Origin of the sequence: Actinomadura formosensis, from assembly GCF_050948385.1 — a bacterium.
GTDB classification, from domain to species: Bacteria; Actinomycetota; Actinomycetes; order Streptosporangiales; family Streptosporangiaceae; genus Spirillospora; species Spirillospora formosensis.
Window position 1 is genome coordinate 244,438 of sequence record NZ_CP192011.1, and the last position, 26,990, is coordinate 271,427.

Annotated in this window: 22 protein-coding genes and 1 pseudogene; 7 read left to right on the plus strand and 16 right to left on the minus strand. The window is 70.5% G+C overall.

Translation table 11 applies throughout. From position 1 onward, the window contains the following. Positions 1-123: 123 nt before the first annotated feature. The 8 genes from ACQP1N_RS01175 to dnaK all read right to left on the minus strand — a co-directional run bounded on the left by ACQP1N_RS01175 (position 124) and on the right by dnaK (position 11,234). Positions 124-1,710 (minus strand): alkaline phosphatase D family protein, encoded by a 1,587-nt coding sequence (locus ACQP1N_RS01175; RefSeq protein WP_242608547.1) that lies wholly within the window; start codon positions 1,708-1,710, stop codon positions 124-126. A 164-nt stretch (positions 1,711-1,874) separates the two neighbouring features. Then, a complete protein-coding gene (locus tag ACQP1N_RS01180) occupies positions 1,875-2,915 on the minus strand; it encodes a hypothetical protein (protein WP_433228610.1) in 1,041 nt (346 codons plus the stop codon). 290 nt (positions 2,916-3,205) lie between these two features. After that, complete coding sequence (locus ACQP1N_RS01185; protein ID WP_433228611.1) at positions 3,206-4,186, minus strand: NAD-dependent epimerase/dehydratase family protein; 981 nt, start codon at positions 4,184-4,186, stop codon at positions 3,206-3,208. 168 nt (positions 4,187-4,354) lie between these two features. Further along, complete coding sequence (gene clpB, locus ACQP1N_RS01190) at positions 4,355-6,958, minus strand: ATP-dependent chaperone ClpB (protein ID WP_067804804.1); 2,604 nt, start codon at positions 6,956-6,958, stop codon at positions 4,355-4,357. A 70-nt stretch (positions 6,959-7,028) separates the two neighbouring features. Then, positions 7,029-7,472: a heat shock protein transcriptional repressor HspR gene (locus tag ACQP1N_RS01195; RefSeq protein WP_067804801.1), complete on the minus strand. Its 444-nt coding sequence runs from the start codon at positions 7,470-7,472 to the stop codon at positions 7,029-7,031. A 5-nt stretch (positions 7,473-7,477) separates the two neighbouring features. After that, positions 7,478-8,641: a molecular chaperone DnaJ gene (gene dnaJ, locus ACQP1N_RS01200; RefSeq protein ID WP_067804798.1), complete on the minus strand. Its 1,164-nt coding sequence runs from the start codon at positions 8,639-8,641 to the stop codon at positions 7,478-7,480. Positions 8,642-8,727: 86 nt separating this feature from the next. Further along, positions 8,728-9,378 carry a nucleotide exchange factor GrpE gene (gene grpE, locus ACQP1N_RS01205; protein WP_067804795.1) on the minus strand — a complete coding sequence of 217 codons (651 nt, stop codon included), beginning with the start codon at positions 9,376-9,378 and terminating at the stop codon, positions 8,728-8,730. Further along, entirely contained in the window at positions 9,375-11,234 is a 1,860-nt protein-coding gene (dnaK, locus tag ACQP1N_RS01210; RefSeq protein WP_067804792.1) for a molecular chaperone DnaK, read from the minus strand. The genes grpE and dnaK overlap by 4 nt, the downstream gene beginning before the upstream one ends. A 286-nt stretch (positions 11,235-11,520) precedes the next feature. Between dnaK and ACQP1N_RS01215 the strand changes: the two genes are divergently transcribed. Together ACQP1N_RS01215 and ACQP1N_RS01220 are read left to right on the plus strand one after the other, a co-directional pair. Beyond that, positions 11,521-12,144, plus strand: a complete 624-nt coding sequence (locus ACQP1N_RS01215; protein WP_067804816.1) for an RNA polymerase sigma factor — start codon at positions 11,521-11,523, stop codon at positions 12,142-12,144. Continuing rightward, positions 12,137-13,285, plus strand: coding sequence for a CU044_5270 family protein (locus ACQP1N_RS01220; RefSeq protein WP_067804789.1), 1,149 nt, complete (start codon positions 12,137-12,139; stop codon positions 13,283-13,285). The genes ACQP1N_RS01215 and ACQP1N_RS01220 overlap by 8 nt, the downstream gene beginning before the upstream one ends. A 57-nt stretch (positions 13,286-13,342) precedes the next feature. Here ACQP1N_RS01220 and ACQP1N_RS01225 read toward each other — a convergent pair whose 3' ends face one another. Next, positions 13,343-13,660, minus strand: a complete 318-nt coding sequence (locus ACQP1N_RS01225; protein ID WP_433232550.1) for a TetR/AcrR family transcriptional regulator C-terminal domain-containing protein — start codon at positions 13,658-13,660, stop codon at positions 13,343-13,345. A gap of 65 nt (positions 13,661-13,725) precedes the next feature. On the opposite strand from ACQP1N_RS01225, the gene ACQP1N_RS01230 reads away from it, so the two are divergent. Beyond that, a complete protein-coding gene (locus ACQP1N_RS01230) occupies positions 13,726-13,863 on the plus strand; it encodes a hypothetical protein (RefSeq protein WP_157419302.1) in 138 nt (45 codons plus the stop codon). Between the two features lie 17 nt (positions 13,864-13,880). Here the strand turns inward: ACQP1N_RS01230 and ACQP1N_RS01235 are convergent, their stop codons facing one another. After that, positions 13,881-15,440: a 3-hydroxyacyl-CoA dehydrogenase gene (locus ACQP1N_RS01235; protein ID WP_433228612.1), complete on the minus strand. Its 1,560-nt coding sequence runs from the start codon at positions 15,438-15,440 to the stop codon at positions 13,881-13,883. 103 nt (positions 15,441-15,543) lie between these two features. On the opposite strand from ACQP1N_RS01235, the gene ACQP1N_RS01240 reads away from it, so the two are divergent. After that, positions 15,544-16,752, plus strand: a complete 1,209-nt coding sequence (locus ACQP1N_RS01240) for an acetyl-CoA C-acetyltransferase (protein WP_433228614.1) — start codon at positions 15,544-15,546, stop codon at positions 16,750-16,752. Positions 16,753-16,778: 26 nt separating this feature from the next. On the opposite strand, the gene ACQP1N_RS01245 is transcribed toward ACQP1N_RS01240, so the two are convergent. The 3 genes from ACQP1N_RS01245 to ACQP1N_RS01255 all read right to left on the minus strand — a co-directional run bounded on the left by ACQP1N_RS01245 (position 16,779) and on the right by ACQP1N_RS01255 (position 19,144). Further along, positions 16,779-17,612, minus strand: a complete 834-nt coding sequence (locus ACQP1N_RS01245; protein ID WP_067804780.1) for a DUF2182 domain-containing protein — start codon at positions 17,610-17,612, stop codon at positions 16,779-16,781. Next, positions 17,609-18,259, minus strand: coding sequence for a DUF1326 domain-containing protein (locus ACQP1N_RS01250; RefSeq protein WP_067804778.1), 651 nt, complete (start codon positions 18,257-18,259; stop codon positions 17,609-17,611). The genes ACQP1N_RS01245 and ACQP1N_RS01250 overlap by 4 nt, the downstream gene beginning before the upstream one ends. A gap of 285 nt (positions 18,260-18,544) precedes the next feature. Beyond that, positions 18,545-19,144: a TIGR03086 family metal-binding protein gene (locus ACQP1N_RS01255; protein WP_433228615.1), complete on the minus strand. Its 600-nt coding sequence runs from the start codon at positions 19,142-19,144 to the stop codon at positions 18,545-18,547. A gap of 220 nt (positions 19,145-19,364) precedes the next feature. Between ACQP1N_RS01255 and ACQP1N_RS01260 the strand changes: the two genes are divergently transcribed. Beyond that, the gene (locus ACQP1N_RS01260; RefSeq protein WP_433228617.1) at positions 19,365-21,521 is read left to right on the plus strand and encodes a (Fe-S)-binding protein; all 2,157 of its coding nucleotides are present in this window, start codon (positions 19,365-19,367) and stop codon (positions 21,519-21,521) included. Positions 21,522-21,578: 57 nt separating this feature from the next. Here ACQP1N_RS01260 and ACQP1N_RS01265 read toward each other — a convergent pair whose 3' ends face one another. Further along, entirely contained in the window at positions 21,579-23,357 is a 1,779-nt protein-coding gene (locus ACQP1N_RS01265; RefSeq protein WP_433228618.1) for a BTAD domain-containing putative transcriptional regulator, read from the minus strand. A gap of 152 nt (positions 23,358-23,509) precedes the next feature. Between ACQP1N_RS01265 and ACQP1N_RS01270 the strand changes: the two genes are divergently transcribed. Together ACQP1N_RS01270 and ACQP1N_RS01275 are read left to right on the plus strand one after the other, a co-directional pair. Next, a complete protein-coding gene (locus tag ACQP1N_RS01270; RefSeq protein WP_433228619.1) occupies positions 23,510-24,286 on the plus strand; it encodes a hypothetical protein in 777 nt (258 codons plus the stop codon). A gap of 163 nt (positions 24,287-24,449) precedes the next feature. Next, on the plus strand, positions 24,450-25,181 hold the full coding sequence (locus ACQP1N_RS01275; protein ID WP_067795349.1) for a ZIP family metal transporter: 732 nt from the start codon (positions 24,450-24,452) through the stop codon (positions 25,179-25,181). A gap of 70 nt (positions 25,182-25,251) precedes the next feature. On the opposite strand, the gene ACQP1N_RS01280 is transcribed toward ACQP1N_RS01275, so the two are convergent. Together ACQP1N_RS01280 and ACQP1N_RS01285 are read right to left on the minus strand one after the other, a co-directional pair. Then, a complete protein-coding gene (locus ACQP1N_RS01280; protein WP_433228621.1) occupies positions 25,252-26,136 on the minus strand; it encodes a glycine betaine ABC transporter substrate-binding protein in 885 nt (294 codons plus the stop codon). Between the two features lie 63 nt (positions 26,137-26,199). Next, positions 26,200-26,949 (minus strand): annotated as a pseudogene (locus tag ACQP1N_RS01285) (ABC transporter permease); the annotation flags it as partial. Positions 26,950-26,990: the final 41 nt, after the last annotated feature.

Sequence of the window (26,990 nt, forward strand, 5' to 3'; positions counted from 1 at the left end):
GTAGTGAAGCCCCGCAGCCCAGTAAGCCCATACGGCGATTCGTCACTCTTTCATGACGACCCGCTCGTTGGCGACTCTTCGGTAACAAAGAGATGGAAGCCCTGGCGGGAACGGACGTCCGTATCACGTGATACCGGCGCAGCCCATCTCGGTGAGCTTGCCGTCGCCGTGCGGAGTCTCCCACCGGACGTTGCAGTCGCGTCCTGACAGTTCGACGGTGGCGATGGCGTTGGAGAACCAGGGGCCGTCGGTCATGCGCCAGCGAAGGGGCGGGACCGGCACCTTCGCCAGTTTCGCCAGCATCCGGAACGGGCCGCCCGCAGTCCGCGAAGAGGCGATGCGGTTCGCCCACCGGAACTTGCCCTGCAGGGGATTCCGCAGGGGCGAGCACACGATCTGAGAGATCTTCGACTGGGTGACGGGCGTGGTGACACGTGCCAGATACGAGTAGTGGATGTCGCCGGAGAGAAACGAAATGCTGGCCGGGGCGGGACCACGTTCCCCACGTCCGACGGAGACGACATCAGCGGCCACGTCGCGGAACGAGCGTTCGAACGCGGCCCAGTGCTCAAGGTCGGCGGCCTGCCGGATCTTCTCCCCGATCCCGGCACCACGCCTGCCCCAGGCGCCCTCGGCGACGGCCTCGTTCCAGGACTCGGCATGGTGGATCGCCGCAGGGAGCAGGTAGGGGAGAGAACTCGCGATGAGCAGGTGGTCCATGCCGCCCTGGCACTGACCGTCCAGCCACTGGAATTCTTCGTCGTCGAGCATGCCGCGGCGGTCCGCCGTGAGGAGCCGGGAGCATCGGCTGTCGACGACGATCAGGCGGGTGCCGCCCCAGTCGTGGGCGTAGCTCCAGCGCGTGCTGGCGGGCTCCTTGTCGGCCTTCTCCGCGAACTCGTCCAGGACGGCCCCGGCGTCGCCCGTCGTGTCGGACGCCTTCCGCAGCGCCTCGAAGAGGGGATCGGACGCCCGGTCCTGCGGCGACATGTTCCCGAGATGCTGGTAGATCCAGTACGACCCGATTCCGCCGGTGATGCGGGCCCGCCACCAGGGTTGTGACCACATTTTCTGACGCCAGGCGTAGGAGGTGTTCCAGTCGTCCCGGATGTCGTGGTCGTCGAAGATCGTGAAGGTGGGGACGGTCGACAGCAGCCACCGGACCGCCGGATCGCCGTGCCAGGCCAGCTTGTACAGGTGCGTGTAGTCCTCGAAGTCGGCGGCCTCGTCGGCGGGCGGCTCGCCCGGCCCGCGCCGTCCGCCGATGAACGCGCGCATCTCGTCGCTCAGTTCGTCGGCGTACACCTGGTCGCCGATCATGAGCAGGATGTCCGGCCAGGCGACGGCGTCGCCGCCCGTCCGGAGCCGTTCCGCGAACGCGGCGAGCGCGTCGTACCCGAACTCCTCCACCGTGCCCGGCGACCGGCGGCAGGATCCGAACGAGATCCGCAGGTCCCCGCCGTCGCCGAACGTCCTGATCTGGGACGGCGGGAACCCGTCGTCCTCGGGCCAGACGCTCTCGCCGTCGACCAGCACCTCGTACGGGATGCGCGACCCCGCCGCGAGCCCCTCGATCTCGACGAGCGCATAGTGATGGCCGTGCGCCGTGAACGTCCGCGCGGACGCGTCCACGCCGTGCTCCTCGTTGACGACCCGGACTTCGCCCGGCCGCTCCGTCTCCACCCAGATGGTCGCGGTGTGGTGACTCACGTGCCGGAGATGGGGCCCGAGTAGCAAAGCGCTCATAACCCGTCTCTCTAGCGGACCGGACCCCCTCGCGTCCACAGCGGGCCGGGGGCTCCGCCGCGGCGGCGGAGCCCCCGGCCCGAGCCGGGCAGGCCGGATTCACCCCTCCTCCGGCCGGTTCGAGCAGGTCACCCGGTGAACCGGTAGTGCATGGCCCCGACCGGCGTCTCCCACGGGATCTCGTCTCCGGCGACTTCCTCCGGGACCCGCTGGGCCACGCCGGCCTCGATCAGGTGGCCGATCGCGTCGGAGTCGGGTGGCACCCAGCCGGCGTACACCGAGATGCGGTCCTGCAATGTGGGGTTGCTGGCGCCCTTCCAGAACGAGACGTTGATGGTCGTGCGCGCAAGGCCGGGGCTCGGTGTCGTGAGGAGGCCGTACGTGTCGTACTGGCCCTTGATTTCCGTCTTCGGCATGTCGATGACCGGGTCGAACCCCTGGCTCTCACCCGAGCTGAGGGCCACCGAGCCTCCGACCGTTTGCCGGGTCCCGTTGCAGTAGATGTGCAGCCTGCTTCCCTGTTCGACGGGGGCGGGGACCTCCAGCGTGATTCGTTTCGTCCACGCCGGGATGTCATTGGCGACCTCGGCGACGTTCTTCCAGCCGACATTGAGCGAGTTCGTCACCAGGTCGGCCATCGTGCTGAAGTCGCTGGGCACGTCGCTGTGCAGGAGCGGGTTGGGTGTGTTCTCGGTGTCGACGAGCGAGAACAGGCAGTAGTGGTCGCTGCCCGCGGGCGGGGGCGGCGCCTCCCAGTAGAAGGGCTGTTGTCCGACGATGATGTCGTTCTGATTTTGTGCGGAGAGCGTCAGGCCGGCGGATCCGCTATCCAGCGTCAGCGGATTCTGGAGCCAGATCGAAGGCCATTGGATGAGTGAGCTGCCGGCCGCGTACAGTCGCACCGTCCCCTCTTCTTGCCCGGGGTAGAAGTTCTTCGCGCGGACATAGAGATAGTTCGGCCGCCCCTCCAGAACCTGTCCCGGGTAGGTGGTGTTCCAACTATCCGGCGTGGAGAAGACGGCCTGCGGATCATTGACGGGGCTCGTCTGCGGGATGATGTCGGGGCAGCCCACGATCTCTCCGGTGGTGGGGACTTGCCCTTCGGGTGAAGTGGTGTTGGGCCGCATCGCGAAGTCTGTCCATGCCTTGGTGGCCAGCGTCTGCTTCATGGCCGTCTCCTTTCGCGTCGCCGACGATTTTTCGGCAAAAATATTTTGCCGCTGTGCGTGAGTGCGCGCTCATTTCCTTGGATGGGGTCGGGAGATATTTGAAATATGCCCTGATTCTGTGCTATCAACCATTGCGCCCATGCGTGGCAGATCCCGGGGAAAATCCTCGCCAAGGATGCCGAATGGCGCCGGTCCGGCCGGTGACGCAATTGACCTTCGGCCATTTTGGTTGATTGATAAAGTGATCGATCCGTTGGGGCATCGCCCGCCGGAGCACGCAGTGGTGCGGCTCAGCCGCGCAGGACCTCGGCCTCCTTGCCGGGGGCCAGCCCCACGGCGGGACGGTCAGGACGTTGCGGCGCCTCTCCGCCTATGGACTGGAGCCAGGCCCATGTGTCCGCGACCGTTTCCTGGACGGGCCGGCAACGCAGCCCCGTGGAGAGAGCCTTGCTGACGTTGGCTCCGTGCAGGGTGTCGTGGTCATCGCCGGGTGGGAGCCAGATGGGAAGGTCCGTCCACGGCTGGATGCCCGCTTCAAGGACGGTCTCCGGGGGCGTCCAGACGAGGGCGGCGTCCGACCCCGTCACTTGGACGCAGGCTTGGAGTAGCTCTTCCATCGTCGTGTGGGCCGGCGGGCTGACCAGGTTGTAGGGGCCGCTTAGACCTTGCTCGATGGCATCCAGGGTCCAGATGGCGAGATCCCTGACGTCGATGTACTGGAGGCCGGTGTCGCGTGGGCCAGGTGCCAGCACCTCGCCTCCTTGGGCGATGCGCTTCAGCCACCAGGGCAGCCGTCCGATGTTCTCGTACGGACCCAGGATGAGTCCTGCCCGCACCAGCAGTGCCCTGTCTCCGAATACATCGAGCGCCGCCAGTTCCCCGCCGCGCTTGGCCGCCGGGTAGTCGACGTCACCGGCGTCCGGGGAGCCGTCCACCACGTCGGCGCCCTCATCGACCCCGACCGATGTGGGGAAGCGGTAGACCGAGCGGCTCGATATGTAGACGTACCGGCCGGCCCTGCTCAGAAGCCGAGCGGTGTCCCGGACGGCGGACGGCGCGCCCGACCAGGTATCGACGACCGCGTCCCACTCCCCGTCCTCAAGGGCCTTGAGCCCGTCCTCGGCGGTGCGGTCGCCGTGCAACGACCTGACTCCTCCGGGCGGCTCATGGCGCCCCCTGTGGAACACGGTCACGTCCCACCCGCGTGTCAGAGCGTCCTCGGTGATGGCCCGTCCGACGAACTCCGTCCCGCCCAGCATCAGAAGCCTCATGAAGGAACCGTACGTTCCGTACGGAACACCCTGACGCTCACAGCAGAACGATGACCAAGCTCTGGAGTGCATCGCAGAGGGGGCACGTGCGGCGGCTCCGCTCGGGGGGCGAGGTTGCTTCGCCGTTGGTTCCCGGGCGGAGCCGCTGGAATCGAGTCGTGCCGCGTCCTAGTCCTGCTTGGTGAGGGTGAGGTCGCGGGCCGGTTCCACGGTGAGGCGGTCGGCGGCCTCGTCCAGGTCGACCACCACCTTGTCGCCGTCGCGGACCTCGCCGGACAGCAGCTCGCGGGCGAGCCGGTCGCCGATCGACGTCTGGACGAGGCGGCGCAGCGGGCGCGCCCCGTACAGCGGGTCATAGCCGGTCAGCGCCAGCCACTCGCGCGCCGCGGGCGTGACCTGCAGTGTCAGCTGCCGGTCGGCGAGGCGGTCGGCGAGCTTGTCGACCTGGAGGTCGACGATGCGGGTCAGCTCGTCGGTGGACAGCGCGTCGAACAGGATCACGTCGTCCAGGCGGTTGAGGAACTCCGGCTTGAAGGAGTTCCGGACGGCGTTCCACACCGCCTCCCGCTTCGCCTCGCTCTCCAGCGTCGGGTCCACGAGGAACTGCGACCCGATGTTGGAGGTGAGGATCAGGATCGTGTTGCGGAAGTCGACCGTGCGGCCCTGCCCGTCCGTCAGCCGGCCGTCGTCCAGGACCTGCAGGAGGATGTCGAACACCTCGGGGTGCGCCTTCTCCACCTCGTCCAGCAGGACGACCGAGTACGGGCGGCGCCGGACGGCCTCGGTGAGCTGCCCGCCCTCCTCGTAGCCGACATATCCGGGCGGGGCGCCGACCAGGCGGGCGACGCTGTGCTTCTCGGAGTACTCGCTCATGTCGATGCGGGTCATCGCCCGCTCGTCGTCGAACAGGAACTCCGCGAGCGCCTTCGCCAGCTCGGTCTTGCCGACGCCGGTCGGGCCGAGGAACAGGAACGAGCCGGTCGGACGGTCCGGGTCGGAGATGCCCGCGCGGGCGCGGCGCACCGCGTCCGACACGGTGCGGACGGCGGTCTCCTGCCCGATCAGGCGCTCGCCCAGCTCGTCCTCCATGCGCAGCAGCTTCGCCGTCTCGCCTTCGAGCAGCCGGCCGGCGGGGATGCCCGTCCAGGACGCGACCACGTCGGCGACGTCGTCCGGGCCGACCTCCTCCTTGACCATCGCGTCGCGGTTCTCGGCCGCCTCCGACGCCTCCTCGAGCTGCTTCTCCAGCGCCGGGATCTCGCCGTAGGTGAGCCGCGAGGACGTCTCCAGGTCGCCGTCGCGCTGGGCGCGCTCGGCCTCGCCGCGCAGCTGGTCGATCCTCTCCTTGATCTCGCCGACCCGGTTGAGGCTCGCCTTCTCCTTGTCCCAGCGGGCGACGAGCCCGGTGAGCTGCTCCTGCTTGTCGGCGAGGTCCCCGCGCAGCCGGTCGAGCCGCTGCCGGGACGCCTCGTCGGTCTCCTTGGCGAGGTTCAGCTCCTCCATCTTCAGCCGGTCCACCGCGCGCTGCAGCTCGTCGATCTCCACCGGACGGGAGTCGATCTCCATGCGCAGCCGGGACGCGGCCTCGTCCACCAGGTCGATCGCCTTGTCCGGCAGGTACCGGGAGGTGATGTAGCGGTCGGACAGGGTCGCCGCCGCGACCAGCGCCGAGTCGTTGATCTGCACCTTGTGGTGCGCCTCGTAGCGGCCCTTCAGCCCGCGCAGGATGGCGATCGAGTCCTCCACCGAGGGCTCGCCGACGAACACCTGCTGGAAGCGGCGCTCCAGGGCCGGGTCCTTCTCGATGCGCTCCCGGTACTCGTCCAGCGTCGTCGCGCCGATCATCCGCAGCTCGCCGCGGGCCAGCATCGGCTTCAGCATGTTGCCGGCGTCCATCGCGCCCTCGGCCGCGCCCGCCCCGACGACGGTGTGCAGCTCGTCGATGAACGTGACGATCTGCCCTTCGCTCTCCTTGATCTCGTTCAGGACGGCCTTCAGCCGCTCCTCGAACTCGCCGCGGTACTTCGCGCCCGCGACCATCGCGCCGAGGTCCAGCGAGACGAGCCGCTTGCCGCGCAGCGACTCGGGGACGTCCCCCGCGACGATCCGCTGCGCCAGGCCCTCGACGACCGCGGTCTTGCCGACGCCGGGCTCACCGATCAGCACCGGGTTGTTCTTCGTCCGGCGCGACAGCACCTGGACGACCCGGCGGATCTCCGCGTCCCGGCCGATGACCGGGTCGAGCCGGCCGTCGCGGGCCGCCGCCGTCAGGTCGACGCCGTACTTCTCCAGCGACTGGTAGGTGCCCTCCGGGTTCTCGCTGGTGACGCGGGCGTGCCCGCGCACCTTCTCGAACGCCTCCAGCAGCGCCTGCGGCGTCGCGCCGAACTCCTTCAGCAGGCCCGCCGCCGGGCCGCCGTCCGCGGCCAGCCCGACCAGCAGATGCTCGGTCGAGACGTACTCGTCCTCCAGCTGCTTGGCCCGGTTCGCCGCCGTGTTGATCGACCGCTGCAACTGCCCGGAGATCCGCGGCGTCGCCACCGTCGAGCCCTGCGCCTTCGGCATCGCGGCGAGCTGCTCCTCGGCCCGCCGCCGGATCTGGTTCCAGTCGGCGCCGACCGCCTCCAGCAGCGGCACCGCCGTTCCCTCCGGCAGCGCGATCAGCGCCACCAGCAGATGCTGCGGCTCCACCTCGGGGTGCCCCTCGGCCGCCGCCCTGCGGACCGCGACCGACACCGCCTCCTGGCTCTTCTGCGTCAGTTTGTAGTCCATTGTCCCGTCCCCGTGCTCTGTTCCTTCTGGGGGGACGACTCCCAGCCCCCCGGACAACTGCTTTTAGTGCTCAGTCCCGATTGCGCTCATGCCAGACCACGATGCTCGAATGCCTGATCGGCACCAGGTCGGAGCCGGGAGTGCCGGGCTCCCCGTGCCGCCGCTGCTGCGCCAGCCGCGCCGCGACCGCCCGGGTCGATTCGAGTTCGTTGGCGAGATCCTCCAGCGCCGCGTGCGCCTTCGCGAGCTCCTCGCGGAGCCGCACGTTGTCGCGCTGCAGCTCCAGGATGTACTTGATGCCGGAAAGGTTGATGCCCTCCTCCTGCGAGAGCCGCTGGATCTCGCGGAGCATCACGATGTCGCGCATCGAGTAGCGGCGTCCCCGCCCCGCCGTCCGGCCGGGGGAGACCAGGCCCATCCGGTCGTACGTCCGCAGCGTCTGCGGATGCAGCCCCGACAGCTGCGCCGCCACCGAGATCACGTAGACCGGAGTGTCGTCACCGAACGGATCCATGAAGCTCACTCCTGCCTGGCCTGCTGGAGGAGGTCGGCGCGCAGGTCCTCACCGCCGCCCGCCTCGCGGAGCGCGGCCAGGGCCTCCCGCGACCGCTCGTCCAGCTTCTGCGGGACGTGGACGTCGACGGTGACGAGCAGGTCGCCCTTCGTCCCGTCCCGCCGGGTCGCGCCGCGCCCCTTCACCCGGAACTTGCGGCCGTTGGGCGTGCCCTCCGGCAGCTTCAGGGTGACCGGCTGCCCCTGGAACGTCGGCACCCTGATCTCGGCGCCGAGCGCCGCCTCGGGGAACGTCACCGGGACGGTCAGCGTCAGGTTGTCGCCGCTGCGCCCGAACACCTTGTGCGGCAGCACCTTGATGTTCACGTACAGGTCACCGGCCGGGCCGCCGTTCTCGCCCGGCGCGCCCTTGCCCTTGAGCCTGATCTTCTGCCCGTCCGCGACGCCCGCCGGGATGCGGGCCTGGATCGTCCGGGTGCCGGTCGCGCGGCCGCTGCCGTGGCAGACCAGGCACGGGTCGTCCACGACGAGGCCCCGGCCGTGGCACTCCTTGCACGGCTCCTGGAAGCCGAAGTTGCCGAGGTTGCGGGTCTCGTGCCCGGTGCCCTCGCAGTTCGGGCACACCCGCGGCACGGTGCCGGCCTTCGCGCCCGTCCCGCGGCAGCTGTTGCAGGCCGCCTCGCTGGTCAGCTTGATCGGGACGGTCACGCCGTTCATCGCGCGGCCGAACGACAGCGTCACCTCGGTCTCGACGTCGGCGCCGCGCCGGGCGCGCCGCGTGCCCGCCGTGCGGGTGCCGCCGCCGCCCCGGCCGAACAGGCCGCCGAACAGGTCGCCGATCCGCTCCCCCGCGCCGGTCGTCGTCCCGCTCGGATGGCCGAACAGGTCACCGAGGTCGAACCCGAACCCGCCGCCCTGCTGGCCGCGGAACCCGCCCGGCATCGACCGGACGGTGTCGTACTCCTTGCGGCGCTTCTCGTCGGACAGCACGTCGTAGGCCTCGGAGACCTCCTTGAAGCGCTCCTCGGCCGCCGCGTCCCCCTTGTTGGCGTCCGGGTGGTACTTGCGCGCCAGCTTCCGGTAGGACTTCTTGATCTCCTCCTGCGAGGCCGTCTTCGCGACACCGAGGACCTTGTAGTAGTCCTTTTCCAGGTAGTCCTTGGTGCTCACGGCGCCCCGCCTTCTGCTATCGCCACTTGCCACATGCCTTCACGCCCCGTCCGGGGCCCGCCCCGAAGGACGGGCCCCGAAGGGGATCATTCCCCGTCGTCGCCGGCTTGTTCGCCCGCCTGGTCGCCGGGCTCTTCGGCACCGTCGTCCGGGGCGGGGTCGGCCACCGCGACGCGCGCGGGCCGCAGGATCCGCTCGCCGATGCGGTAGCCGGGCTGCAGGACGTCCACGACACTCGTCTCGGTCACATCCGCCGAGAGGGAGTGCATGAGCGCCTCGTGCACGGTCGGGTCGAAGGGCTCGCCCTTCTCGCCGTACCGTTCCAGGCCGAGCTTGCCGGTGACCGCCTCCAGGCTCTCCGCGACGGACTTGAACCCGCCGGTGAGCTCGTCGTGGTCCCGGGCACGGCCGATGTCGTCCAGCACCGGGAGCAGCTCGGACAGCACCTGTCCGAGGGCCTGCTCACGGACCGCGACCCGGTCGCGCTCGACCCGCTTGCGGTAGTTGTCGTATTCGGCCTTCACCCGCTGGAGATCGGCGATACGTTCCGCCAGCTGGGACTTCAGCGAGGAGACCTCCTCATCGGTGCCTTTGGCGCCCCCGTCGGCCGGGGCCTCCGGGGCGGGCGGCGACTCCGCCGCCTGCGCCCGGACTTCCCCCGTTTCGGGATCGATGCGCCGCTTGTCGCGGATCACCGGACCCTCCTTCTCCTCGCCCTTGTCGGGAGAGGGCGTCACGAAGCATCACCCTTCGGCTTGTCCTCGTCCACGATCTCGGCGTCGACGACCTCGTCGTCCTGCTGGCCGCCCTGGGCACCGGCGGTCGGCCCGTGGTCCGCGCCGCCCGGCTGGGCACCCTCGGGGTTCTGCGCGTACATGGCCGCGCCCATCTTCTGGCTGATCTGGGCCAGCTTCTCGGCGCTCGCCTTGATCGCGTCGACGTCGGTGCCCTCCAGGGCCTTCTTCACCTCGGCGACCGCGTCGCCCACCTCGGTCTTCAGCTCCGCGGGGACCTTCTCGTCGTTCTCCCGCAGGAACTTCTCGGTCGAGTACGCGAGGGTGTCGGCCTGGTTGCGGACCTCGGCCTCCTCCTTGCGCCTGCGGTCCTCCTCGGCGTACTGCTCGGCGTCGCGCATCATGCGGTCGATGTCGTCCTTCGGCAGCGCGCTGCCGCCGGTGATGACCATCGACTGCTCGCGGCCGGTGCCCTGGTCCTTCGCGCTGACGTTCACGATGCCGTTCGCGTCGATGTCGAAGGTGACCTCGATCTGCGGGACGCCGCGCGGCGCCGGCGGCAGACCGGTGAGCTGGAAGGTGCCGAGCTTCTTGTTGTACGCGGCGATCTCGCGCTCGCCCTGGTAGACCTGGATCTCCACGGACGGCTGGTTGTCGTCGGCGGTGGTGAACGTCTCCGACCGCTTGGTCGGGATCGTGGTGTTCCGCTCGATGATCTTGGTGAAGATGCCGCCCTTGGTCTCGATGCCGAGGCTCAGCGGGGTCACGTCCAGCAGCAGGACGTCCTTGACCTCGCCCTTGAGCACGCCGGCCTGCAGGCTGGCGCCGATCGCGACGACCTCGTCCGGGTTGACGCCCTTGTTCGGCTCCTTGCCGGTCATCTCCTTGACCAGGTCGGACACCGCGGGCATCCGGGTCGAACCGCCGACCAGGACGACCTGGTCGATCTTGTCGATGGTGACGCCGGCGTCCTTCAGCACCGAGTTGAACGGCGCCTTGGTCCGGTCGAGCAGGTCGGACGTCATCCGCTGGAACTCGGCCCGGGTGAGCTTCTCGTCCAGGTGCAGCGGACCCTCGCTGGACGCGGTGATGTAGGGCAGGTTGATCTGCGTCTCGGTCGCGCCGGACAGCTCGATCTTCGCCTTCTCCGCGGCCTCGCGCAGCCGCTGCAGCGCCATCTTGTCCTTGGACAGGTCGACGCCGTTGGCGTTCTTGAACCGCTCCACCAGCCAGTCGACGACCTTGCTGTCCCAGTCGTCGCCGCCCAGGTGGTTGTCACCGCTGGTGGCCTTGACCTCGACCACCCCGTCGCCGACCTCCAGCAGGGAGACGTCGAACGTACCGCCACCGAGGTCGAAGACCAGGATGGTGGCCTCGTGCTCCTTCTCCAGGTGGTAGGCCAGCGCCGCCGAGGTCGGCTCGTTGATGATCCGCAGGACGTTCAGGCCCGCGATCTGGCCGGCCTCCTTGGTGGCCTGCCGCTGGTGGTCGGAGAAGTAGGCGGGAACCGTGATGACCGCGTCGGTGATGGTCTCGCCCAGGTAGGACTCGGCGTCCCTCTTCAGCTTCTGCAGCACGAACGCGCTGATCTGCTGGGGGGTGAAGTCCTTGTCGTCGATCTTGGTCTTCCAGTCGGTGCCCATCTCGCGCTTGACCGACCGGATGGTGCGGTCCACGTTGGTGACCGCCTGGCGCTTGGCGACCTCGCCGACCAGAACCTCGCCGTTCTTGGCGAAGGCGACGACGGACGGCGTGGTCCGCGACCCCTCCGCGTTCGCGATGACGGTGGGCTCGCCGCCCTCCAGAATCGCGACGACCGAGTTAGTCGTCCCGAGGTCGATGCCGACCGCACGTGCCATGTTCTCGTCCTCCGTCGTTTCCGGTGTATGCGACCCCGGTCGCCCCCAGGGTGCGGCCGGTTGAGTTCTCTGCCCGCAAGGTTGCCCTCCGGTTCGACTCTTGTCAAATGACTTGAGTCGAGTGGACTCAACTTTGCTGACGTCCTCTTCAACAGGACGATTGAGCCGTCTATTCCGGTTCCCGGGCGTCCGCCCAGAAACCGGGTCCGGCAGGACGGCGTGAAAGCGGTGGGGGGCTCCGGGTGATACAGGGGTGACCGCCGTCCGCGCCACGGAAAGGCAGCACATGACAGGGGAACCCCTCACCGCAGATCCGCCCCGGAGCGGGAGCCCGGGGCGGACGGACCACTCGGCCGTCCTGCGGACGTCCCTGCAGGACCCCGAACGGTTCGGCGACATCTTCGACGCCTACTTCGCCGAGATCCACGGCTACGCCGCCAAGCGGCTCGGCCCGGACGCCGCGTCCGACATCGCCGCCCAGACGTTCCTGGAGGCGTTCCGCCGGCGGGACCGCTACGACGCGTCCCGCGCCGGGGTGCGGACCTGGCTGTACGGCATCGCGACCAACGTGATCGGCAGGCACCGGCGCAGCGAGGTGCGGGGGCTGCGGGCCCGCGCGCGGCTCGGCCCCGTCCAGGACGAGGGCGGGCACGCCGACCGGGTGGACGCCCGGGTCAGCGCGCAGGGCCTGCGGGGACGGCTGGCCGGTGCCCTCGCCGAGCTGTCGGACGGCGAACGGGACGTGCTGCTGCTCGTCGCGCTCGCCGACCTCGGCCACGAGGAGGTCGCCGCGGCGCTCGGCATCCCGTACGGGACGGTCGGCTCGCGGCTGAGCCGGGCCAGGAGGAAGGTGCGCGAGGCGCTCGGCGGGACGAACCCGATGCGGGAAGTGGAGGACGACCATGGATGAACTGCAGATGATCCGCGAGGCGTACGGAGAGCCGGCGCCGCCGACGATGCGGGAGATGACCGAGGCCCGCGCCCGGATGTCCGGGGAGACCCGGCGCGGGCGCGCCCGGTCCGGGTGGCGCCTCAAGGCCGGGCTCGGCGTGGTCGCCGTCGGCGCGGCCGCCGCCGCCGGGATCGCGACCGTCGGCTCGGGCTCACCCGCGCCTCCCTCGTCCCGGCTGGACCTGGGCAAGCAGGCGGTGCTGGCGGCGGCGGAGAAGGCGGAGAAGCAGCCGACCGGCAAGTACTGGTTCACCGACCACGTCACCGGCCAGTCGTACATGATGCGTCCCAAGACCGGCAGTTACGCGATCGTCGGCGCGCATGACGAGTACTTCAGCTGGACCGGGGTCAAGACCGGCCTGGGTGAGGGGTTCTTCGGCCGATCCCTCCCGGCCCGGCCGCTCACCCGGCAGGACGAGGCGGCGTGGCGGAGGGCCGGGTCGCCGTCGAAGTTCCGGGTGTGGTCGAACGACCACTACTACACCTATGACCGGGGCAAGACCGGCTGGGAGGTGGACGACCCCGACCCGAAGGGCGGCGGCGCGTTCTACCTCAACGGCAGGAAGATGACCGTGGCGGAGATCCAGAATCTCCCGTCCGACCCGGACGCGCTCGCCAAGCTCCTCTTCACCCGGACGGCGGAGCGGGGCGTCCCGGACCGGCGGGCCAAGCGGCTGGACATGTCCAAGCCGGACGTGAAGCTGCGTGTCGCGGCCGACGCGCTGGAGAACACGCCGCTGCCGCCGCGCGTGCGCGCGGGCCTGATGCGGGCGCTCACCGAGCAGCCCGGCATCCGGTCGCTCGGCGCGGCCACCGACCCGCTCGGCCGCCGGGGCGTCGCGCTCGCCGCCGACCAGGACCCGACGACGGTGGACCGTGAGTACGGAGCTCCGGCCGAGGAGCAGGGCACCTACCGGGTGCGTTCCGAACTCATCTTCAACCCCGCCACCGGCGAACTCCTCTCCGACCAGGAGGTGCTGACCGAGCCCGGCGGCCCCTACCGGGACCGCCGGCCCGGCTTCGTGGTCAACTACTGGATCGTCCGCGCCTCGGGCTGGACGAACACCCTGCCCCGGCCGGCCGCCGAACTCCCCTTCTGACGCCGGGGCTCCCCCGGCCGGCCCTCCGTCCACGACCGGGCGGAGGGCCGGCGGGTCTCAGGGGCGGCGGGCTTCGAGGCCGTCGAGGATGCAGGCGAGGCCGAACGCGAAGCGGTCCTCCAGGATGTCGCCGGTCTCCTTCATCCAGATGCCGCGGATGTGGGACGCGAGGCGGGGCCGTTCCTCGTCCAGCCGGGCCAGGTAGGGGCCGAGTTCGTCGATCCAGTCGGCGGACGTCGTGCCGGTCTGGTCGCGCTGCCAGCTCGCCTCGCTGCCGGCCGCGCCGATCACGTAGTCGACCACGGCGGACCAGGCGTATTCGAGGTCGTGACCGGTGAATCCGGCGGCGCCGAACGCGGCGAGGACCCCGCCCAGCTCGTCGCGATGCGGCCGGACCGACGCTCGGCGGGTTCCTGCTGGAGCACTTCTGGTGGGGCTCGGTGTTCCTGGTGAACATGCCCGTCACCGTCGCCGCCGGTGGCGTGATGCTGGCCGCCGCCCTCTTCGCGGCCTTCGTCCTGCGCGGCGGACGTCCCGTCACCGAGGACGCCCCCGAAGAGGTCTCCGAACCCGTGTGAGCCGACGGGCCGCTCGGTCAGGTGGTCAGGTCGCAGGGGGCGGTCCCGGTCTCGGTCAGGGGCAGGCCGAGCGCCGCCCGTTCGATCAGCCAGGTGCTCGGACGGTAGCGCGGGTCGCCGGTGCCCCGGTGCAGCCCGCGAAGGATCTCCAGGACGCGGTCGGCGCCGGCGTGGTCGCCCCACTCCAGCGGCCCGCGCGGATACCCGAGCGCCAGCCGGACGGCGGTGTCGATGTCGCCGGGCCGGGCGAGCCGCTGCTCGGCGATGCCGCAGCCCACGTTGACGATCGAGGCGAGAAGCCGCTGGGCCACGGAGGCGGGGGCGTCGCGGACGACGGTCACGTCCCGTCCCGTGGAGCAGAGGGCGGCGAGACCGGCGCGGCCGGTGTCCCTGTGGAGGCCCGGGTGCACCATCACGGTCAGGCGGGTGAAGAACTCACCGAACGGGTCGACGCCCAAGGTGCGCTCCACGGGAAGCCCCTCGGCCGCCTCGACCGTGCTCTGCCCGAACGGCGCTACCAGCACCACCGCTTGATCGGACGGCGTTTCCCCTGACTCGACCTCCACCCCCGCTGCGGAGAGCAACGCGCCCAGTTCCTCACGGACATCACCGTGAACCCATACAGGGCGCGGCTCCACCGCCGGGGCCGTGACCTCCGGCGGCTCCTGCTTGGCGCCGTCCACGTACTTGTAAAAGCCCTCGCCCGTCTTGCGTCCGTACAGACCGGCCTCTAGGCGTGCCCGCCCGATCCTGGACGGGCGGAACCGCGGCTCTGTGTAGAACCCCGTCCAGATGGACTCCATCACCGGTTGCGAGACGTCCATCCCGGTGAGGTCGAGGAGTTCGCAGGGCCCCATCTTGAGGCCGAGGACGTCCCGCGCGATGCGGTCGATGTCGGCGGGCTCCGCGACCCCTTCGGACAGGATCTGGAGTGCCTCCGTCACCAGGCCGCGCCCGGCATGGTTGACGAGGAACCCCGGCGCGTCGGGGGCGAGCACCGGTTCGTGCCCGAGCCGCCGGACGAGGTCGGCGAGCGCGTCCGGGATCCACCCGGCCGTGCGCGCCCCCGGAATCACCTCTACGAGACGCATCAACGGCACCGGGTTGAAGAAGTGCAGCCCCGCCACCCTGGACGGGTCCTCCAGCGCCGCCGCGATGGCCGTCACAGACAGCGAACTGGTGTTGGTCACCAGGATCGTGTGCTTCGGGCACACCTTCTCCAAGGACGTGAACAGCTCCCGCTTGGTGTCGATGTCCTCGCGGACGGCCTCGATCACGAGATCACAGTCCTGGAACGGGGTGAGCGGCTCACCGACCGGCCGGAGCCGTCCCTTGGCGGCCTCCGCCTCCTCCGCGGTCATCCGTCCCTTGCGCACCAGCTTGTCGAACATGCCGCCGATGTACTCGGTGGCGTTGACCACGGCATCCATCCGGATGTCGGCCAGCTCCACGGTCAGCCCGCCCGCCGCGGCGAGCTGCGCGATCCCGCGCCCCATCGCCCCGGTGCCGATCACCCGGATCGTCGTCGCCCGCCGCGCCCACTGCTCCACCGTCGCCTCCTCGCTCGTCCGCTTCACCCCGCATTCAACCCTCCGCCACCCGGAAGGCCGGACGCCGCCCTCGCGAACCGGGGCCGTACCCTGCGAGTGCCCGCACTTGCACGCCTGTAAGGAGACCGTCATGCGCGACGCGGTGATCTGCGAGCCGCTGCGTACCCCGATCGGCCGGTTCGGTGGCGCGCTGAAGACCGTCCCGTCCGTCGAGCTCGCCGCCACCGTGATCCGCGCGCTGGTCGAGCGCACCGGCCTGCCCGGTGAGGCGATCGACGAGGTGATCCTCGGCCACTGCTACCCCACGTCCGACGCCCCCGCGATCGGACGCGTCGCCGCGCTGGACGCCGGGCTCCCCATCTCCGTCGGCGGCAGCCAGCTCGACCGGCGGTGCGGGTCCGGGCTGCAGGCCGTCCTCAACGCGGCCATGCAGATCCAGACCGGCGTCAGTGACGTGATCATCGCAGGCGGCGCGGAGAGCATGAGCAGCGCGCCCTTCTACACCACGAAGGCGCGCTGGGGTCTGCGCGGGCCGTCCCTCGAACTGCACGACGCGCTCGCGCAGGGTCGTGTCACCGCGGGCGGCGTCAACCACCCGGTGCCCGGCGGGATGCTGGAGACCGCCGAGAACCTGCGCCGCGAGTACGGCATCGGACGCCAGGAGCAGGACGAGCTCGCCGTTCGCTCCCACCAGCGCGCCGTCGCCGCGCAGCGGTCGGGCGTGTTCGCCGAGGAGATCGTCCCGGTGACCGTCGCCTCCCGGAAGGGGGACACGGTCGTCGACACCGACGAGCACCCGCGCCCGGACACCACGGTCGAAAGCCTGGCGAAGCTGCGGCCCCTCCTCGGCGGGCAGGACGCCGAGGCGACCGTCACCGCCGGGAACGCCAGCGGCCAGAACGACGCCGCCGCCGGCTGCGTCGTCACGACCCCCGAACGCGCCGCCGAGCTGGGGCTGCGCCCGCTCGTCCGGCTCGTCTCGTGGGGCCGCGCCGGCGTGCCGCCCAAGACGATGGGGATCGGCCCCGTCCCCGCCACCGCGAAGGCCCTGGACGCCGCCGGCCTCACCCTCGCCGACATGGACCTCATCGAGCTGAACGAGGCGTTCGCCGCGCAGGTCCTCGCCGTCACCCGCGAATGGGAGCTCAAGGACGCCGACTGGGACCGCGTGAACGTGCACGGCTCCGGCATCTCCCTCGGCCACCCCGTCGGCGCGACCGGCGCCCGCATCCTCGCCACCCTCGCCCGCGAGATGCACCGCCGCGAAGCCCGCTACGGCCTGGAGACGATGTGCATCGGCGGCGGCCAGGGCCTCGCCGCCGTCTTTGAAAGGGTCTAGGGCCCGCGGATCTCGGGCGCGGTGCTCTAGGTCAGGGTGGGCGAGAGGCCAGGGGCGGTGAGCAGCACGAGGCCGAGGACGATCATCCCGGCGCCCAGCGGCCGGCTCACGAGGTCCCCATGCCGCCAGACCTTCTCCGTGAGGACCACCGCGGCGATGACCCCCATCCAGACCAGGCTCATCATTCCCGCGGCGAGCAGCACGGCCATCAGCGCCCAGCAGCATCCGAGGCAGAAGGCCCCGTGGTGGACGCCGACGAGCAACGCGCCCGAGGGGCCCGCCGTGATCCTGTCTCCATGGCGGACGACGACGGCGAGGGGCGAGCGGCATTGCCGCAGGCATGCCCGCTTCACGGGGGTGAGCTGGTACGCGCCCGCGAGCATCAGCACCCCGGCGCCCGCGCGCACGGCGCCGGCGGAGGCACCCGCCGCCGCGGTCGACTGGAACGCCAGGAACAGGCCGTACGCCGCCGCCCCGGCCGCCGCCCACACGAGCAGGTACCCGACCACCAGCATGTACGCCGTCGCGCCACCCTTGCCACGCCGGCGCATGAGCCGGTCGATCCGCACGATCACCGGTGTCACCGCTGGGAGCATCATCGCCGCCATCATCACGAGCCAGGTGCCGAGGAACAGCCCGGCGCTCATGGACCGGTCCATCGGCATCCCCGTCATCTCCTCACCGGAGCGGCCGGAGCGGGCGGCCCCCGTCAGGATCCCGGCGCGCATGTCCGGTGTGGCCAGGTGATGGACCGTCAGCCACGCGACCGCGGAGATGACGACGAGAACCCCGATGAACACGAGTTCGTGCCGTGCGGGCCGGACGCCGGGCCTGCGCGCCGATATCGGCGGCGTCCTCACCCCGGTCCGCTCCAATCGAACGGTATGTGCTTGCTGGAGCGCCCCTCCCAGTCCCAGGTGAAGCCGTAGGCGTCGACCTGGTCGGCGAGCGCCCGGCCCCAGGTGACGATCTGCCCCGGCCCGGTCTCCGCACCGGGGGGATTGATCGTCCGCACCCGTGCTCCCTCGGGTGTCGTGGGGCCCGTGAGCGCCTCGCCCCTCGCCACGATCCGGCCGGGGAGTTCCGCCCTCCAGCCGGCGAGGTCGTCGTCGACCGAAATCGTGATGGGGGAGAATTCGAGTCCCCTGATCTCGGGAGCGAGCATTTCCACGAGCCGGGCGGGCCATCCCCCGGCCTCGCCGCCGAAGATCTTCCCGAGCGCCCCGCGCTGGGAGTCGTCGGCGCGTTCGTCCAGGAATACGGCCGCGTACGAGTCGGAGTGCTCGCCCCATACGTTCCCCACGAAGGAGCCGAGCATCAGGACGTTGAGGCCGTCGAGCGAGACGTCTCCGTACCGTCCCTCGCGGATGCGCCACGCCAGCACACCGTCGCAGTCGCCGAACGTGGGAGGCTGTGCATAGGTGCAGGGGCACGGGATGCTGCATTTGCAGACGTCGAACCAGTCGCCGACGACGTGCCATTGCGGTATTGCGGCGGTCTCGGTCATGTCTTCCCCCTCCGGTCGCGTTCCGCCGCCGTCTCACAGTGCCGGCCGCCGGCCATCGCTCGTGCCGCGGCGGCGTTCCGCGTGGTCTGGGCGACCGTCCGTCGGCGAGGCAGGGGGAGCCTCGGATGCGATGACGGAGTGATCTTCGTTTCGGCATCGATCTCGTGATCGATGGGCCGGCATGGGCAACCTTTTCGACAATCCTCACAAAGCGCGTGATCAACAGCTAGCCTGCGCGGGTAAAACCTCCCGTGGCCCGATCCGAGGGCGGTGCGCCCACTCGGGTCATCCCCGGTCGGCCGTCCAGGACGGGTCGCGGCCGGTCAGGGCGATGAGGCGGTCGAGCGGGGGCGCGTCCTGCGGGACGTCGACGGCGGGGCCGAAGAGGCCCTCGATGCCGTTGCCGCCGCTCTGCTCGACGGCCGGGGCGACGAAGGCGAGGCAGCTCTCGATCTCGGCCCGGCCGATGTCGTAGGGCTGGCCGCTGGCGCGGGCGATGTCCCAGCCGTGCACGACCAGCTCGTTCATCGCGACATTCCCGGCCTGCTCGCCCGGCAGGTCGATGCCGCCGGCCTGGGTCATGCCCTGCCAGGCGTCCGGGGAGCGCCAGGCGGCGGCGAGCGCGTCGAGCTGCTCGGGGACGCGGGTGCGCCAGTCGGGCGGGAGCCGGGACGCGTCGGCGGACGGCGGCTGCGTCCCGCCTTCCGGGAGGTTCTTCGCGGCGGCCCAGGTGAAGGCGAGCGTCAGCCCGTTCACGTGGTCGATGAGTGCGCCGAGCGAGGTGCCGGCGCACGGCGTCGGGCCGGTGAGCTGGAAGTCGCGGACGCCCGCCAGCAGGTCGGTCATGCGCCGGGCCGCGGGAGCGAGATCGGGCATCGAGGTCATCGGGGTTCCTTCGTTCGGTATACCGGTGGACGGGACGGGCCTGGACGCGCCCCTGTCGGTGGTATGGACTCGGGAACCGGCCGATACTCATCGGGTGTGCGAAAACTCGCGGGCGTGACGCATAAGCTACTACCGAGTAGTATTCGGGCCCCGGATGACGCGCAGTCTGCCACGAGCCCTACGCTGACTGCCATCGCCCGTACCCCAGGAGGACGGAACAGTGTTCTGGATCACGTTGGTCATTGGGCTCGCCGGAACGGCGGTCGCTCTTGCGCTCGCCGCTCGGCGGGTGCTGTTCCTGTACCACATCGCCACGAGCGGGCAGCCGGACCCCGAACGGACGTTGCAGGTCAAGCGCAGGCCCAAAGAGGCCGTCGAGGGCCAGGCCGTTGAAGTCCTGGGGCAGCGCAAACTGTTGAAGTGGACGCTGGCCGGCGTTTCGCACGCGGCGGTCATGTGGGCGTTCATCCTGCTGATCACCGTCTACCTGGAGGCGGCCGTCGCGCTGCTGTTCGGGTTGGACGCGAAGATCCCGGGGCTGCAGACCTGGGGGCCGATCGGCTTCGTCCAGGACACGATCGCGCTCGCCTGTACCGCCGGCCTGATCGTGTTCACCGCGATCCGGCTCAAGAACTCGCCGAAGCGCATCGGGCGCAAGTCCCGGTTCAAGGGCTCGCACCTGTCCGGCGCCTGGATCACGCTGTTCATGATCTTCAACGTGATCTGGACGATGTTCTTCTTCCGCGGCGTGGAGTGGGCCAGCGGCAACCTCCCCTACGGCAAGGGCGCCTACTTCTCCTACCTCGTCGGCCGGCTGTTCAAGGGCACGGACCACGGCACCCTTGAGGTGCTGGAGTCGGTCGGGCTGCTCCTGCACATCGGCGTCGCGCTGGTCTTCCTGGTCTTCGTCGTCCACTCCAAGCACCTGCACATCTTCCTGGCGCCGCTGAACGTCATGTTCAAGCGCCACCCGGACGGCCTCGGCGCCGTGCAGCCGATGATGAGCGGCGGCAAGCCGCTCGACTTCGAGGAGGCCGACCCCGACGAGGACGTCTTCGGCCGCGGCAAGATCGAGGACTTCACCTGGAAGGGCTTCCTCGACATGGCGACCTGCACCGAGTGCGGTCGCTGCCAGTCGCAGTGCCCCGCCTGGAACACCGGCAAGCCGCTGTCGCCGAAGATGGTCATCCTGGAGCTGCGCGACCACGCGCTCGCCAAGGCGCCCTACTTCACCGCGTCCGAGGAGCAGCGCGAGAAGTTCACCGACGAGCAGAAGCTCGCCATGCAGGTGGACAAGGAGCTCGTCGCCGACGACGGCGTCATCCACCCGGACGTCCTGTGGTCCTGCACCAACTGCGGTGCCTGCGTCGAGCAGTGCCCGGTCGACATCGAGCACATCGACCACATCCTCGACATGCGCCGCTTCCAGGTGATGATCGAGTCCTCGTTCCCGTCCGAGGCCGGCGTCATGCTGAAGAACCTGGAGAACAAGGGCAACCCGTGGGGCATGTCCGAGATGAAGCGCCTCGAATGGATCGAGGAGCTGGACTTCGAGGTCGAGGTCGTCGACGACAAGCTGCCCGAGGACACCGAGTACCTGTTCTGGGTCGGCTGCGCCGGCGCCCTGGAGGACCGTGCCAAGAAGACCACCAAGGCCGTCGCCGAACTGCTGCACATCGCGGGCGTCAAGTTCGCCGTCCTCGGCCCCATGGAGGCGTGCACCGGTGACCCGGCCCGCCGCCTCGGCATGGAGTTCGTCTTCCAGATGCTCGGCCAGCAGAACGTCGAGACGCTGAACGACGCGGGCGTCAAGAAGATCGTCGCGACCTGCCCGCACTGCTTCAACACCCTCGCCAACGAGTACCCGCAGATCGGCGGGAACTACGAGGTCGTCCACCACACCCAGCTGCTCGCGCACCTGGTCGAGGAGGGCAGGCTCACCCCGGTCACGCCGATCGAGGAGAACATCACCTACCACGACCCCTGCTTCCTGGGCCGCCACAACAAGGTCTACAAGCAGCCGCGCGACATCATGGCGACCGTCCCCGGCGTCAGGACGCAGGAAATGCACCGGCACAAGGACCGCGGCTTCTGCTGCGGCGCCGGCGGCGCGCGGATGTGGATGGAGGAGCGCATCGGCAAGCGCATCAACACCGAGCGCGTGGACGAGGCGCTGGAGACCGACCCCGACACCGTCTCCACCGCCTGCCCGTTCTGCCTCGTGATGCTGGGCGACGCCATCAACGAGAAGAAGAACGAGGGCGCGGCCAAGGAGTCGCTGGAGGTCGTGGACGTCTCCCAGCTCCTGATCCGCTCCATCAAGGGCGAGGGCACCGCTCCTCCGGAGGCGGAGAAGGAACCCGTCGCCGCCGAGTAGGGCGTGCACCGAGCAAGGACCCCGGGCCCAGGGCCCGGGGTCCTTCCGGTTTCCAGGTCAGGCGCCGGGCGCGGATTCCGCGGACGGTTTCGCCGCGTCCGGCTCCGCGTCGGGGGCGGGCGGGACGGCGATCAGCATGTCGCGCAGGGCGTACACCGCCTGGTACGGCAGGATCTCCCTGGTCGCGAGGTCGTCGACGGCGACGAACGGGCCGTGCGCCGTCCGGGCCAGCACGATCAGCTTCGCGTGATACGGGTCCAGGCCCGGCAGCGAGGCGAGCACATGCTCGGGCGCCGAGTTGACGTCGGCCAGGCCGCCGTCGTCGAACGCGCGGGGCAGGTCGGGGCGGCCGACGCCGAGCCGGCGGGCGATCGACGGGTGGTGCGCCGCCAGCGAGCGGGCCTGCTCCCGGCGGACCCTCCGCTCGATCAGCTGGACGTTCAGGACGGGCACCCCGCCATGGCGCGGGGACCACTGCGGGTCGGCCGTGAGGACGGCGAGGTGGACGGCGCCGCCGAACATCGTGGTCAGCAGCGCGAGGAAGATCGGCCCGTCCCACCAGCCGGTCTGATCCGGGTCGCCGCTCGTGGCACCGACGAGGAAGACGCCCGTCAGCATCAGGTACCCGGCCGCCATCAGCGCGAGCGGGCGGCTCCGGCGCCGTTCCGCGTAGTAGGCGAGGAGGGCCCAGGTCACGATGCCGAAGCCGAGCACCGGGAGGGCCACGAGGACGGCCCGCACCGGCCACGGAACCCGTCGCCCGGCCGGTGGCGGCGGCGTCCAGGCCGTGTCGGCGGCGTGATGGCCCGGGACGGCGCCGACGGCCGGAGCATCATGGACGGGCCCCGACAGCGTGGGCGCGGGCACCGGAACGGCGGGGCTCGTTCCCGGGGTGGCGATCTCCTCGGGCGCCGGCGCGAGCCGCGGGCCGGGCGGAGCGAACCGCGGCGCGGCCGGTCCGGCGGGCGCGGCCGGTCCGGGCTCGGGCGGGTCGCCGGCGGGCTCGCGGGGATCGTCGGCCGGTTCGGGCGAGGGCGGTGCCGCCAGCGCCGGATCGGAGCGCAGGATGCCCACGTGCAGGTTCCGGAGCCGTTCACCGGGCTCGACGCCGAACTCCGCGGAGAGGAAGTCGCGTGCGTCCCGGTAGGCGGCCAGGGCCTCCGCCTGCCGGCCGCACCGGTAGAGCGCCAGCATCAGCAGGTGGCGGAACCCCTCCCGGAGCGGGAACTCCGCGACCAGCCGCAGCAGCTCGGGCACCAGCCGCGTGTGCTCCCCCAACTCCAGCCCGACCTCGGCGCACGCCTCCAGGGCCGCCGCCCGCGTCTCCTCAAGCCGGTCCCGGGCCGCGTCGAAGAACGAGCCGGTGAGCCCCGCCAGCGCCGGGCCCCGCCACATGGCCAGCGCCTCGCGCAGCAGCGCCTCGGCCCGCGCCGCGTCGCCCGCCGCGCGCACGGCCTGGGCCGTCCTCACCCGTTCCTGGAAGACCTCGGTGTCCAGGCCCTCGGGCGGGACGTTCAGCGCGTATCCCGCGCCGGTCAGCGTGATCAGCCGTCCCGGGGTGCGCGGCGAGCGGTCGGGTTCCAGCACGCGGCGCAGCCCGGCCACGTACTTCTGGACGACGTTCGCGCCGTTGTCGGGAGGCTCGTCCCCCCACACCGCCTCGACGATCGACGCCGTCGACACCGGCCGGTTGGGCGTCAGCAGCAGGACGGCGAGGACCGCACGCTGCTTGCCCGGCCCCAGGTCGAGTTCCCGTCCGCCCCGCCACGCGGCCGGCCGGCCGAGGATCTCGAAGCGCGGTGACGGCCCCTCGCCCGGCAGCGCGACCACCTCCACTCACCGTTCCTCCGGCGCCGCCGCAGTCGTTCCGCAGCCCGGGCGCAGTGACCGCAGCATAACGACAGTGATCCAGCACCGGCACGCAGCACCCTTTTCCCAGACAACGGGGGCGATGTCCCACGAAAGCAGAACAAGAGAGGGGACCTCGGGTGCCTTATCACCGACTCCGGGCGGGCCACGTGTCGGCCGCGCTCGTCCTTGTGCTCACGTCCGCCACCGCGTGCGGGCCGGCGGAGGAGGCGGCGACGACATCGAAGACGGCTTCCGCGCCGGCCACGCGCCCGTCCGGCGCCGCGTCCGCCCCTGCGTCCGCCGCCGCGACGCCCAACGGGGTGGAGAAGCTCCAGGCCGCCGCGATCCTGTCCCGCGCGCGCAAGGCGACCGCCTCGGCGCGGTTCCTGCGGATGCGCGGGGACATCGACGACGGGAAGGACAAGTTCGCCCTCGACTTCCGCTACGTGGGGAAGACGAAGGCGACCGGCTGGTTCCAGCAGGGCAAGGAACGCGTTGAGATGACCAGGATCGGCAAGGACGTCTACATCAAGGGCAACGACGCGTTCTGGAAGTCGATCGGCGGAAAGGGCGCGGTGCAGTTGTTCTCCGGCAAGCACCTCAAGACGACCACCGCGTCCGCCGACTTCAAGGACCTGGCGGTCTTCACCGACCGCACGGCCCTCCTCAGCGAGGCCGTGAAGTCCGTGGACTCCTGGCAGAAGGGCAAGGCGGGGACGGCTGGCGGAGTTCCCACCGTGAGCCTGACCGGGGCGCCCGGCGAGGAGATCCAGGTGGCGACGCAGGGCGAGCCGTACGTGCTGCTGCTGAACGGCGGTCAGGGGAACCGCATCGAGTACCTCGCGTACGAGGAGCCGGTGGACGTTCGGCGGCCGCCCGCGAGCAGCGTGGTCGACGGCGACGCGTTCGAGTGAGCGGCCGTCCGCTCGGCATTCCGGCGGCGGCGTGTGCACGCCGAGCGGACGGCCCCCCGCGCCGGTGAGGCGCGAACCGGCGGGGCCGCGTGCCGGGGGACACGAGCGGGCGGGGGCGCGAGTGGGCGGGGTTGCGGGCGCGGACAACTGGTAAGACACCGGAATGGCCGTGCTCGTGTCCGTCCTCGCGTTCCTGATGACGCTCGTCGGCGGGCTCGCCGCGATGCGGGTGCGCGACCAGCGGCACCTCGTCCTCGGCCTCGCGGGCGGGCTGATGCTCGGCGTCGTCGCGTTCGACCTGATCCCCGAGTCGCTGGACATGACGCGGCACAGCCCGTTCGGCGTCCCCGCGCCGATGATCGGTTTCGCGGCAGGGTTCCTGCTGCTGCACGTCGTCGAGCAGGCCGTGGCGATCCACCGCGCCCACGAGGAGGAGTACGCGCCGCACGCGCACGGCGTGGGCTCGGCAGGGCTGCTCGCCGCGTCCGCGCTCGTCCTGCACAGCCTGGTGGACGGCCTCAGCATCGGCCTCGGCTTCCAGTCCGGGACCGAGGTCGGGGCGTTCGTGGCGCTGGCGGTGGTCACGCACGACTTCGCGGACGGGTTCAACACCTTCACCGCCGCCTCGCTGCACCGCGCCGACCGCCGTCCCGCCCTCCTGCTGCTGTTCGCGGACGCCGTCGCGCCCATCGGCGGGGCCGTGCTGGGGACCCTCGTGACCGTCCCGGACGCGGTCCTCGGCCCCTACCTCGGGACGTTCGCCGGCGTCCTGCTGTACCTGGCGGCCGCCGAGATCCTGCCCGAGGCGCACAGCCTCCACCCGCGGGTCATGACGCTGTGCGCGACCGGGATCGGGCTGGTGGCCGTCCTGTTCAGCGTGGGCCTCGCCGGGTGAGGCGCCGAAGGGCCGCCCGGGAGCACCGGACGGCCCTTCTTCCGCTGGTGGAACGTTCCCGTGCGGGTGATCAGCCGGTCAGGGACGTGGCGTAGCTCTGGTTCGTCTTCAGCCACTCGTCCACGGCCTGCTCGGGCTTGCCCTTGTACTTGTTCTCCATGAGGTCTTCGAGCGTCCCCAACTGCTCGTCGGTCATCTTGAACTTCTTCAGCCAGTTCGCGACGTCCGGCTGGTCCTTGCCGAAGTCCTCACGGGCGACGGTGTAGATGCCGTCCGGCTCGCCCATCGCGCCCTTCGGGTCCTTCAGGTCGCGGATGGGGAACTTCGAGTACGCCCAGTGCGGGCGCCACAGCGTGACGACGATGTCCTTCTTGCCGTCGACGGCCTTCTTCAGCTCGGTCAGCATCGCCGCCGTCGACGACGTCGTCACCTTGTACTCGTCCTGCAGGCCGTACGCGGGGAGCATCTTCTCCTGCGACACCCGGTACAGGCCGGAGCTCTTCTCGATGCCGACGACCTTGCCGCCGTACTGGCCGCCCTTGCCCTTCAGGTCCTCCAGCGACTGCAGCGGCGAGTAGTTCGGCACCGCGATCGTCAGCGGCGCCGAGTCGTACCAGGCGCCGACCTTCTCCAGCTTGTCGCCGTACTGCTTCCAGTAGTCCTCGTGGGTGCCCGGCAGCCAGGCGTCCAGGAAGAGGTCCACGTCCCCCTTCGACATGCCGGCGTAGAGCGGGCCGGTATCGAGTGTCTTGACCTCGACCTTGTAGCCCTTGTCGGTCAGCAGCCGTTTCCAGAGCGCCGTCGCGGCCTCGCCCTCGGCCCAGCCCGAGACCATGCCGATCGTGATGTTCTTGTCGTTCTCACCCCCCGAACCGGAGTCGCCGCACGCGGCGGCGCTCAGGCCGAGCGTCAGCGTCAACGCCGCGACCGTCAGACCCTTGAACTTGAAACGCATGCCCATCCTTTCGTCGGCTTGCATGAAAAGAAGAGGGGTGGGGAACCGGCCGGACGGCCGTCACTACGGGGTGGTCACACTGCTGGTGACATCACCACGGGTGGCCGGGCCGCGCGTGAACAGCGCGCGGAGCATCCCGGGACCCTCGCCGAGGGCGCCGGTGAGCCGGTCCAGGTAGATGGCCAGGATGACGACGGCGATACCGCCCTCGAAGCCCTTGGCGACGTCCACCCGGTTGATGCCCTCCAGCACCACGCCGCCGAGGCCGCCCGCGCCGACCATGCCCGCGATGACGACCATCGACAGCGACAGCATGATCAGCTGGTTGACGCCCGCCATGATGGACGGCATCGCGAGCGGGATCTGGATCCGGGTCAGGATCCGGCTCGGCGGCGTGCCGAACGCCTCGCCCGCCTCCACCATCTCCGGGTCGACGCCGCGGATGCCGAGCTCGGTCAGCCGCACCCCCGGCGGCATCGAGAAGATCACCGTCGCGACCACGCCGGGCACGGAGCCGATGCTGAAGAAGAAGATCGCCGGGATCAGGTAGACGAACGCCGGCATCGTCTGCATGAAGTCGAGGACCGGCCGGACGATCCGGCTCACCAGATCGCTGCGCGCCGCCGCGATGCCGATCGGTATCGACAGGACGGCGGACACCACCGCCGACACCAGCACCAGGGCCAGCGAGTCCATCGAGTCGTCCCACAGCTCCATGCTGTCGATCAGCGTGAAGCCGAGGAGCGTGAACAGGCCCAGCCTCCAGCCGCTGACCAGCAACGCGATCAGGGCCAGGGCCAGCGTCAGCGCCAGCGGCGGCAGCAGCGTCAGGGCGTCCGTCAGCCCGTCCACCG

Coding starts and splice junctions, on each gene's coding strand:
- ACQP1N_RS01240 (WP_433228614.1), top strand. CDS start 15,544: ATGCGCGACGCGGTGATCTGCGAGCCGCTGCGTACCCCGATCGGCCGG.
- ACQP1N_RS01215 (WP_067804816.1), top strand. CDS start 11,521: ATGACAGGGGAACCCCTCACCGCAGATCCGCCCCGGAGCGGGAGCCCG.
- ACQP1N_RS01255 (WP_433228615.1), bottom strand. CDS start 19,144: ATGACCTCGATGCCCGATCTCGCTCCCGCGGCCCGGCGCATGACCGAC.
- ACQP1N_RS01250 (WP_067804778.1), bottom strand. CDS start 18,259: ATGACCGAGACCGCCGCAATACCGCAATGGCACGTCGTCGGCGACTGG.
- ACQP1N_RS01185 (WP_433228611.1), bottom strand. CDS start 4,186: ATGAGGCTTCTGATGCTGGGCGGGACGGAGTTCGTCGGACGGGCCATC.
- dnaK (WP_067804792.1), bottom strand. CDS start 11,234: ATGGCACGTGCGGTCGGCATCGACCTCGGGACGACTAACTCGGTCGTC.
- ACQP1N_RS01180 (WP_433228610.1), bottom strand. CDS start 2,915: ATGAAGCAGACGCTGGCCACCAAGGCATGGACAGACTTCGCGATGCGG.
- ACQP1N_RS01280 (WP_433228621.1), bottom strand. CDS start 26,136: ATGCGTTTCAAGTTCAAGGGTCTGACGGTCGCGGCGTTGACGCTGACG.
- ACQP1N_RS01195 (WP_067804801.1), bottom strand. CDS start 7,472: ATGGATCCGTTCGGTGACGACACTCCGGTCTACGTGATCTCGGTGGCG.
- clpB (WP_067804804.1), bottom strand. CDS start 6,958: ATGGACTACAAACTGACGCAGAAGAGCCAGGAGGCGGTGTCGGTCGCG.
- ACQP1N_RS01275 (WP_067795349.1), top strand. CDS start 24,450: ATGGCCGTGCTCGTGTCCGTCCTCGCGTTCCTGATGACGCTCGTCGGC.
- ACQP1N_RS01220 (WP_067804789.1), top strand. CDS start 12,137: ATGGATGAACTGCAGATGATCCGCGAGGCGTACGGAGAGCCGGCGCCG.